Below are 6,420 nucleotides of genomic sequence, written 5' to 3'. Positions count from 1 at the left end.
GGACCAGCCCACTCGGACACCCCTACCGCAGCCCACTCCCGAAGATCATCCAGCCCGTCCCCGACCCCCAGCCCCGCCCCTGGCCCGACGCCCCACCCGGACGCCTGCCCGCCGACCTCCCCGGAGCACCAGACACGATCATGGCCCCACCATGCCCTCCCACCACCCCACCAGCACAAACCCCCGCAGAAACCCCGGCACAACCAACCCGTAGGCACACGACCCAGACACCCGACGCGGACAGCCCCGACACGGAGGAACACGACAACGCCACACCACAGGACGAATCAAGAGGAACACTCATCCAACGCGACCTCGAGGCACCGCCCTTTTGACGCCCCCTCCTCGCCCCCGACACTGTTGGAGGGAGAAGCAGTGTCAAGACGCGGCCCGCATCCCGTTCGGCTGCTGAGCCACGCCGGGTGCCACACGCAGCACTGACCCGAATGACGCTGACTTCACGGTGATGAACTGCGCTGTGCCGAACTGTGCGCTGCGACGGAACTGCGCGGCGGTGAACTGCGCGGCGCTGACCCGCATAGGGCCAGCCTGCGCGGTGGTGGATCGCGCTGCGGTGACCCCCGTGACGCTGGCCCGCGCGACGGCGGCCGGCGCGGTGGCAGATCACGCGGCACTGACCCCCGTGACGCTGGCCCGCGCGGTGGTGAGCTGGGGGTGAACTGCGGGCGGTGAAATGCGGGCGGTGAACTGCGGGCGGTGAACTGCGGGCGGTGAACTGCGGGCGGTGAACTGCGCGCGCCGGCCCCTACGGCGCGGGCCTACGCCGCCCACGCGGGGCGTACGGGGCGCGGTGCGAGACCGGCACGGACATTAGGGATCTCCCTACTGTGCACCGTCCGCCTAGAGGATCAGGCTCTTGACATGGAATCACCGATCCTTTCGTACGCCGACGAGGTCTGGCGTGGTTCGGTGCGCCCCGAGGACGTGCCCTACGCGGAGCTGCGCCGCGACGGAGTGCAGGAGATCGCCTACGGCGTGGCGATGTGGCCGGCGTGCGGCAACGTGTACGTGGTCCGTGGCGAGGACGGGCTGGGCCTCTTCGACACGGGCGACGCCCGCGAGGCCGAGCAGTCGTACCGTGCGATCAGGAAGTGGTCGTCCGAACCGCTCAAATATGCGATCTTTTCCCGCAGCCGGGCCGACCGGCTGGCGGGGATGGAGGAGTTCGACGCCGAGCCGGGCCCCCGCCCACTGGTGGTGGCGCAGGAAAGGCTGGCCCTCAGACTCGCCCAGCAGGGCAGGACCGCCGGATACAACGCGGTCGTCGACCTGCGCGAGCGCGGCTTCCCCCGGCTGGTCTGGCCGCCGCCGCAGCGGTTTCCCGACCTGACCTACCGCGACCGGCTGTCCCTGTCGCTGGGAGACGTCACGTTCCAGCTCACCCATGCCTGCGGCGACACCGACGACGCCACCTGGGCGTTCCTGCCCGAGCGGGGCGTGCTGATGACCGGCGACCTGTTCGCGTGGTCGGTCCCGGGGGCGGGCCACCCGCAGCGGATCCAGCGCTATCCGGACGACTGGGCGGTGGCGCTGCGGGCCATGGCCGCGCTCGACGCCGACCTGCTGCTCCCCGGGCGGGGGCTGCCGATCCGCGGCCCGGCCCGGGTGCGCCGGGCGCTCACCGACACGGCCGACTATCTCGACAGCCTGGTCGAGCAGACGCTCGATCTGATGAACGCCGGAGCACGCCTGGACGAGATCCTGCACTCGGTCAAGCCACCGCCCGCGCTGGCCGGGCGGCCCTACCTGCGTGAGCGCCACGACGAGCCCGAGTTCATCGTGCGCAACATCTGGCGGCTGCACGGCGGCTGGCATGACGGCAACCCCGCCAATCTCAAGCCCGCACCGGACGCAGTGTTCGCCCGGGCGGTCGCCGAGCTGTCGGCGGGGGCGGCGTCGGTCGCGGGCCGGGCCGTCGCCGCGGCGGCCGACGGTGATCTGCGCCTGGCCTGCCAGCTCGCCGAGCTCGCGGCGCAGGCCGAGCCGGAGAACCACAAGGTGCACGAGATCAGGGCCCTCGTCTATGCGATGCGGGTCCAGCAGGAGAGCGGCTCGATCGCGCGAGGCGTGTACGCCTGGGCCGCCGCCGAGTCGCGCAGCAAGATCACCGGCATGGACCTGCTCGACGTCTACCACGACGTCGCCGAGGGACGGATGTGGTGGCTGCCGAGCAAGGCCAACTGAGCCGGCCGAGCGGAGCCGCCCAGGTGGCCGGCGGGCGCGAGGAGGGGAGCGCCCGCCGGCCCTGCCGGTAACCTTCCTTCCGTGCTCGAACAGATCACGGCGACCCGGTATGTCGCGCCCCTGCGCGAGGGCGGGTCGCTGCCCGGAGTCGTCGAAGCCGACGACCTCGGCACGTACGTCGTGAAGTTCCGCGGTGCGGGACAGGGCAGGCGGGTGCTCGTGGCCGAGATCGTCTGCGCCGAACTCGCCAGGCGGCTCGGCTTCGCCACGCCGGAGCTCAAGGTCATCGACCTCGATCCGCAACTCGGCGTCCGCGAACCCGACGAGGAGATCCAGGACCTGCTCACGGCGAGCGCCGGGCACAACCTCGCGATCGACTTCCTGCCCGGTGCGCTCGGTTTCGACCCGCTCGCCTGGGAGCCCGACGCCGAGTTCGCCTCCCGGGTGCTGTGGTTCGACGCGTTCGTCCACAATGTTGACCGGAGCTGGCGCAACCCGAACCTGCTCGTCTGGCACGGCGGGGTGTGGCTGATCGACCACGGCGCCGCCCTGTGGTTCCACCACAACTGGCCGACGGCCGACCCGCGCCGCCGGTTCGACGGCCGCGACCACGTGCTCGCGCCGTTCGCGACGAAACTGGAGCAGGCCGACGCCGACTTGGCCGGGCTCGTCACCCGGCCGCTGCTCGACGAGGTGACCGCGCTGGTGCCGGACGAGTGGCTGGAGGACGAGCCGGGCTTCCCGGACGCCGACGCCGTACGGCAGGCCTATGTCGAGCATCTGCTCGCCCGGGCCGCCGGCCCCCGCGACTGGCTCCCCGACCCCGCCGCTCCCGCTCCGCGCCGGGGCGGGCCGAGCGCGACGATCGGCGGCTTCTGGCGTGCGGCGCGAGAGGGCGGCCGATGAGCGACGTCTACGAGTACGCGGTGATCCGCGTGGTGCCCAGCGTGGAGCGGGGCGAACTGGTCAACGCCGGGGTCATCCTCTACTGCCAGCCGCGCGGCTACCTGTGCGCACGGGTGGAGCTGGACGAGACCCGGTTGCTGGCGCTGGGCGTGCCGGTGGACCTGCCCGGCGTACGGCTGGCCCTGGCCGCCTACGAGCGGGCGTGCGGCGAGGAGGCGGGCCCCCTGTGCGGGGAGCCGCTGGGCGCCCGGTTCCGCTGGCTCACCGCACCGCGCAGCACGGTCGTGCAGACCGGGCCGGTGCATGCCGGGCTGACCGGCGACCCGGCGGCCGAGCTGGACCACCTGCTGACCCGGCTGGTGCGACCCGTGCAGGCCGGCCTCGGCACCGGTTGTCAGGCCGGCCTCGGCACTGGTTAGTGCGCCGCCCGCCGACGTTCACCGGGTTCGGGAAGCGGAGCGAAAGGGAGCGAGGACCACAGCGAAAGCCCGGCGGAGCGGGCTTCGCGACGACCGGGGTCCCAGGACCGGCTAGAACAGCACGGACATGAACGTGTCGACCTCCTGGAAGCCCACCTTGCGGTAGACGGCCCTGGCCGGGAGGTTGAAGTCGTTCACATAGAGGGTGACGACCGGGGCGAAATATTTCAGCGCCTGCTCGACCACGGCGGCCATGCCCGCCGCGGCGTGACCACGTCCGCGTAGATCGGGGTGGACCCACACGCCCTGGATCTGGCACGCCTGCGGTGTGACCGCGCCGATCTCGGCCTTGAAGACCACCTGGCCGTCGTCGATCCGCGCGTACGACCGGCCGATGCGGATGAGCTCGGCGACCCGCGACCGGTAGAGCGCTCCACCGTCGCCGTTGTCCGGGGAGACGCCCACCTCTTCGGTGAACATCGCCACGCAGGCGGGCAGCAGGATGCCGAACTCCTCGGGACGGACCCTCCGTACGAGCGGGTCCGGGTCGACTGCGGGCGCGGAGGTCGTGGCCATGACCGGCTGGGCCCACCGGATCGCCCGGGCACCGCCCCAGTGCGGCTCCAGCCGCTCCCAGAGCTGTTCCACGGCGCCGGCCGGGCCGACGATGGACGAGCAGCGGCGGCCCTGCTTGCGCGCCCGGTCGGCGAACGCGTGGATGGCCTCGCGGGTGGCGTTCACGGGCACCAGGTTGGCGCCCGCGTAACACAGGGACACCAGCCCTCCGCGGGGGCCGTAGCCCCACATCTGACCGCCGAGCCGTGAAGGGCTGAGGCCGACGGCCCTGACCCGGGCCGCTACGAACACATTGGCGACCGGATCGGTGTCGAGGAGTGCCAGCACCTCGTCACGATCGTTGTCGTCGAGCACGCGCGACGCCGATGTTCGCAGCATCACGGGCCCAGCCTACGCGAACGGTTAGCGTTTGGGAGGTATCGGCCGGGCCGGGCTACCGCCGTTTGGCGGAGGTGTGGGACGCCGTTCCCTGCCCACCCTCCGTGACCTTCATCAGCGTGGCCCGCGGCTCCGGTTCGCCCGGGCAGGTCGCGTCGGCACCCCGCGTGCCCCTGCGCTGCGGCGACAGCACCGCGTCGCGCAGATAGGCCGACAGTTGCCGGTCGACGCACGCGTTCCCGGCGAGCGACACACCGTGGTTGCCGCCGTGCGAGACGAGCAGGCGCGAGGTCGGGAACAGGCTGCGCATGCGCAGCGCCCCCGCGTACGGCGTGGCGGCGTCGCGCTCGGCCTGGATCAGCAGGACGGGCGGTAGGTGCGACGTGCCCACCTTGACGGGGGTGCCGCCCTTCTCCGGCCAGAAGGCGCACGGTGCGTTGTAGACGGCGTTGGGCCAGGCCATGAACGGCGCCTCGGCGTGCTCCTTGCGGGTGTCGGCCCGCCAGCGGTCCCACGACCGGGGCCAGGCCGCGTCGCGGCACTCCACGCCCAGGTAGACCGCGTAGGAGTTCTCCTCCTCCTCATCGATCTCGGCCACCGTACGGAACAGTTTCACCAGGACCGAGGAGTCGCCGTTGCGGACGTACGCCGAGAAGGCGGAGCCCAGGTAGGGCCAGAGGCGGTCGCTGTAGGCGCCGTTGGAGAAGACGTCGTCCAGTTCGCTCGGGCCCACGACCCCGCCCGCGGGCCTGTCGCGCAGGCGGGAGCGCATGGAGTACCACGCGAAGGACACCGTCGCCTGGGTCGTGCCCAGCTTGTAGACGTCGTTGTGCTCGGCCACCCAGGCGAGGAAGTCGCGGTGCCGCCGGTCGAAGCTGCGGTCCTGGGCGATGTTGGCCTGATACCAGACGCCGGCGGGGTCCACCACGCTGTCGAGCACGAGGCGGCGCACCCGCTGCGGGAACAGCGTGGCGTAGACCGCCCCCAGGTAGGTGCCGTACGAGTAGCCGAGGTAGCTGATCTTCTCCTCGCCGAGCGCCGCGCGCACCGCGTCCATGTCGCGGGCGGAGTTCTCGGTGGTCAGGTAGGGCAGGAACCAGGCCCAGCGGTTGCCGCACCCCTCGGCGTACTGCTTGGCCCGGCCGACCAGCACCCGTTCCTCGGCGTCGTTCTTCGGAACGTTGTCGGGGCGGGGCGGCGCGTAGAAGCGGGCCGGGTCCACGCACGACATGGCGGGCTGGCTGGGCGCCACCCCGCGCGGGGCGAACCCGACGATGTCGAACCGGGCCGCGACCTCCTTGGGCAGCTTGGCCGCGACATACCTGGCCAGGCTGAGCCCCTCGCCGCCCGGTCCGCCGGGGTTGACCAGCAGCGTGCCGAGGTGGTTGCCGTCACGTGAGACGGTGCCCCTGATGCGGTTGAGCGACAGGGTGATCTGCTGGCCGTACGGCTCGCGGTAGTCGAGCGGGACACGCAGCTCCGCGCACTCCTGCACCGGCTCCCGCCGACCGGCCCGGCGAGCCGGCGCGGCCGACGCGAAAGGCTCGGCCGGCCCGCTCGACGCAAAAGGCCCGCTCGACGCAAAAGGCCCGGCGAAACGCCCGGTCGATGCGAAAGGCTCGATGGACCCGATCGGCCGGGCCGAGCCGAGGCCGAGCAGGCCGCCGGAGGACGATTTCTTCTCCGGCGGGCACTGCTTCCACTCGAGCGGACGCTTCGGCGGCCCCCAGTGCCCCGGCCGGTCCGTCCCGGCTGCCACACCTTCCGGCCCGACCAGCCCGGCGACCAGCACCGCCACGCCCGCGACCACACCAACGACCCGCTTCACCGGCATTGCTCCTCTGCTTCCGAACAGCAGAGGACAGCTTCGCGATGTGATCGACCGAGTACGGTCCGTACTACCCGTTCATTGCCATTGTGTAGTCAGAGCATTGCG

5 protein-coding genes are annotated in these 6,420 nt (G+C 71.9%); 3 read left to right on the top strand and 2 right to left on the bottom strand.

What is annotated here, in order from left to right; translation table 11 throughout:
* The first annotated feature begins 882 nt into the window (after positions 1-882).
* The 3 genes from FLV34_RS33225 to FLV34_RS33215 all read left to right on the top strand — a co-directional run bounded on the left by FLV34_RS33225 (position 883) and on the right by FLV34_RS33215 (position 3,530).
* The gene (locus FLV34_RS33225) at positions 883-2,205 is read left to right on the top strand and encodes an alkyl sulfatase dimerization domain-containing protein (RefSeq protein ID WP_147944973.1); all 1,323 of its coding nucleotides are present in this window, start codon (positions 883-885) and stop codon (positions 2,203-2,205) included.
* Positions 2,206-2,286: 81 nt separating this feature from the next.
* The gene (locus FLV34_RS33220) at positions 2,287-3,111 is read left to right on the top strand and encodes a HipA family kinase (RefSeq protein ID WP_142651907.1); all 825 of its coding nucleotides are present in this window, start codon (positions 2,287-2,289) and stop codon (positions 3,109-3,111) included.
* Complete coding sequence (locus FLV34_RS33215) at positions 3,108-3,530, top strand: DUF3037 domain-containing protein (protein ID WP_147944972.1); 423 nt, start codon at positions 3,108-3,110, stop codon at positions 3,528-3,530. The genes FLV34_RS33220 and FLV34_RS33215 overlap by 4 nt, the downstream gene beginning before the upstream one ends.
* A 111-nt stretch (positions 3,531-3,641) precedes the next feature.
* On the opposite strand, the gene FLV34_RS33210 is transcribed toward FLV34_RS33215, so the two are convergent.
* Together FLV34_RS33210 and FLV34_RS33205 are read right to left on the bottom strand one after the other, a co-directional pair.
* A complete protein-coding gene (locus FLV34_RS33210) occupies positions 3,642-4,484 on the bottom strand; it encodes a GNAT family N-acetyltransferase (protein ID WP_142651937.1) in 843 nt (280 codons plus the stop codon).
* 55 nt (positions 4,485-4,539) lie between these two features.
* A complete protein-coding gene (locus tag FLV34_RS33205) occupies positions 4,540-6,312 on the bottom strand; it encodes an alpha/beta hydrolase (RefSeq protein WP_261985991.1) in 1,773 nt (590 codons plus the stop codon).
* Positions 6,313-6,420 lie beyond the last annotated feature (108 nt).

It is taken from the genome of Microbispora sp. CSR-4 (genome assembly GCF_008033685.1).
Taxonomy (GTDB): Bacteria; Actinomycetota; Actinomycetes; order Streptosporangiales; family Streptosporangiaceae; genus Microbispora.
This window is presented reverse-complemented; position numbering and strand designations above follow the sequence as displayed.